The sequence below is a fragment of the Mesorhizobium sp. M7A.F.Ca.US.002.01.1.1 genome (assembly GCF_004022955.1).
Classification (GTDB): Bacteria; Pseudomonadota; Alphaproteobacteria; order Rhizobiales; family Rhizobiaceae; genus Mesorhizobium; species Mesorhizobium ciceri.
The window spans coordinates 1-2,453 of the sequence record NZ_RZQE01000681.1; the positions used below are offsets into that span (position 1 = coordinate 1).

Genomic DNA, 2,453 nt, shown 5'->3' on the forward strand with positions numbered 1-2,453 from the left:
GGCCGGTGCCATCATCGGCGCCGTCGGCATTTCAGGCGACACGTCGGACAATGACGAAGCCGCGGCAATCGCCGGCATCGAGGCCGCCGGTTTCACCGCCGATCCGGGGTGAGGTCGGGAACTTCGTCATCCACGGGCGGAGCAGGAGCGAGGCTCCGTCGCGCAGACCCGAGGATCCATTCCGTAACATCAGCCGTAGAGTGCAGCGGAGCAGAAACTTCCGCCTTCCGCGCCGGGGACCTAATTCAAATTGATGTCCCGGCTGGCCGACCGCATCGACACCGCGAATCCGGCCAGCACGTCGAACAGCGCGATGACCATCAGGGTGAAGAAAACGGAATGGGCCGCACCCTTCACCAGCAGGAACTCGACCAGGAAGGCCACGAAGACCAGCGTCGACAGAAGATGGTCCATGATCGAGGCGTTGGTGGTGCGCACCGACTTCGCCATTTCGAGGAACAGGAAGATCAGCCCGATCAGCACCATCAGGTCGCCAAGCGTCATCGAGAACACGCCACCCGACATCATGCTGAATGAGAAGACCTCGCTTGCCCACGGATCGTCACCGCTGCCGAATATTCCCAGCAGTCCGAGATTGTAGAGCACGAAAGGCACGATCAGCAGCGGAATGGCACCGAACATCTGGCGTCTCCATGTGGGGGCAATCCTTTGTAGAATGCGCCACAGGCACGCCGTCAAGATGTTTCGATGGCAGCGTTGAACACGGTCGAAGACCGCACGCAACAACAATGTCAGCCGGTTGCCTGCAACGATTGCCGCCCACGCGTCGAGATGCGCGCTACCCGCCCCCCAAACGCAAAAGAACCGGCCACTGGCCGGTCCTTTTGGAATTCAAACCTTTGGAAGGTTGGTCTCAGCTTTCCTTGGGCGTCAACACCTGGCGACCGCGATACATGCCGGTCTTCAGGTCGATATGGTGCGGACGGCGCATTTCGCCGGAATTCTTGTCCTCGACATAGGTCGGGGCCTTGAGGGCGTCGGCCGAGCGGCGCATGCCGCGCTTGGACGGAGAGGTTTTACGTTTCGGAACGGCCATGGATATGCTCCACTACATGGTCAAAAGCCCCGCCCGCCCTCGTGAAAGGGCCATGTCGGGGCCTAAATCTGAGAAAGTCGGGTGCCTATACACGCCCTGTACCGTTTTGGCCAGCACTGGCGCGAATTTTTTTGGATCGGCTAGCGGAGACAACCGACATAGGCGCCCGAGCGGCCGGCTCGCCGCTCGATCAGATTGGCAAGCCGCCTCAGGCCAGGCCCGGGCTTGGCCGGATTGCGGGCGATCGGATTTGGCAAAGAGACCGCAAGCAGGGCGGCCTGCCGTCGCGACAGCTGTTTTGCCGAGACGCCGAAATGGTGCTGTGCCGCGGCCTCGATGCCGTAGATGCCCGGCCCCCACTCGGCGATGTTGAGATAGATTTCCATGATGCGCCGTTTCGACATCACCGCATCGAAATAGACGGCCAGCGGCAATTCGACCACCTTGCGCACCGAGCCCAGCGGCCGCGACCAGAGATACAGGTTCTTGACCGTCTGCATGGTGATGGTCGAGGCGCCGCGCGTCGCTTCGCCGGCCAGCGCATCGTCGACGACGCCTCTCAGCTCGCCGAGATCGACGCCACGATGAAAGCAGAACTGCCCGTCCTCCGACATGATGACGGAATTGGCCAGCACCGGCGACACGTCATCGATCGACACCCAGCGGCGGTCGTAACCGGAGAAGGTCGCCAGGTCCTTCAGCATCAGCGTCGAGACAGGATGCACGAAGAACGGCAGGTACAGAAACGTCAGCACGACCGGAATCAAAGCCAGCACCGCGGCCACGACGATGCCGCGCCGGACCCAGCGCTTGAGACCACGGCGGTTTACGCCCCGCGATCTCGTCGCCATGTCCAGCTTTTCGGTTTCATGATCGACGATCGGTTCCGCCAAGCCGCCCAACCCGTGCCAGAGAGCTCGTTTTGAAACGCGCTCCTGTGAGTCATGTGACGGTGTTTTCGAGAACCGGAGCGGAGCGTACATTAGAGTACGCAAGCACCGGAAGCGCAGAAAACGCCCTCAGATGACCGCAGGAGTAGAGTTTCCGAACGGGCTCATACTGCTCCGGCATAATGGCGCTTGCCTTCTTGCGCAACGTCTGAGTGTCGGCTACCGGTCCCGGCCATGACGAATGACGACCAAATGGCGTTCGAAATGGCGCTGATCAGGCGGGCAGCCGCCGTCGAGGTGCTGCTGCGGCGACTGCTCGACGACCGCGCGCTTTCGGGCGAGATCGCCCGGCCGGACCGGCTGATGGCGGCGATGCGCCATGGCGTGCTGAACGGCGGCAAGCGCCTGCGGCCCTTCCTGGTCATGGAAAGTGCCGCCCTTTTTTCCGCCGACGGCGAGGCGGCACTGCGTGTCGCCGCCGCACTTGAATGCGTGCATTGCTATTC

4 protein-coding genes and 1 pseudogene are annotated in these 2,453 nt (G+C 62.0%); 2 read left to right on the plus strand and 3 right to left on the minus strand.

Going from position 1 to position 2,453, the window contains the following annotated elements:
- The coding region (locus EN932_RS33945) for a heme-binding protein (RefSeq protein ID WP_206618998.1) at positions 1 to 112 on the plus strand (112 nt) is incomplete at its 5' end.
- A 128-nt stretch (positions 113 to 240) separates the two neighbouring features.
- Here EN932_RS33945 and EN932_RS33950 read toward each other — a convergent pair.
- From EN932_RS33950 to EN932_RS33960, 3 genes are all read right to left on the minus strand, one after another.
- Entirely contained in the window at positions 241 to 642 is a 402-nt protein-coding gene (locus tag EN932_RS33950; RefSeq protein WP_013529226.1) for a hypothetical protein, read from the minus strand.
- A gap of 232 nt (positions 643 to 874) precedes the next feature.
- The gene (gene rpmF / locus EN932_RS33955) at positions 875 to 1,057 is read right to left on the minus strand and encodes a 50S ribosomal protein L32 (RefSeq protein WP_008834724.1); all 183 of its coding nucleotides are present in this window, start codon (positions 1,055 to 1,057) and stop codon (positions 875 to 877) included.
- 140 nt (positions 1,058 to 1,197) lie between these two features.
- The gene (locus EN932_RS33960; protein WP_013529225.1) at positions 1,198 to 1,959 is read right to left on the minus strand and encodes a transglycosylase domain-containing protein; all 762 of its coding nucleotides are present in this window, start codon (positions 1,957 to 1,959) and stop codon (positions 1,198 to 1,200) included.
- A gap of 222 nt (positions 1,960 to 2,181) precedes the next feature.
- On the opposite strand from EN932_RS33960, the pseudogene EN932_RS33965 reads away from it, so the two are divergent.
- Positions 2,182 to 2,453 (plus strand): annotated as a pseudogene (locus EN932_RS33965) (polyprenyl synthetase family protein); the annotation flags it as partial.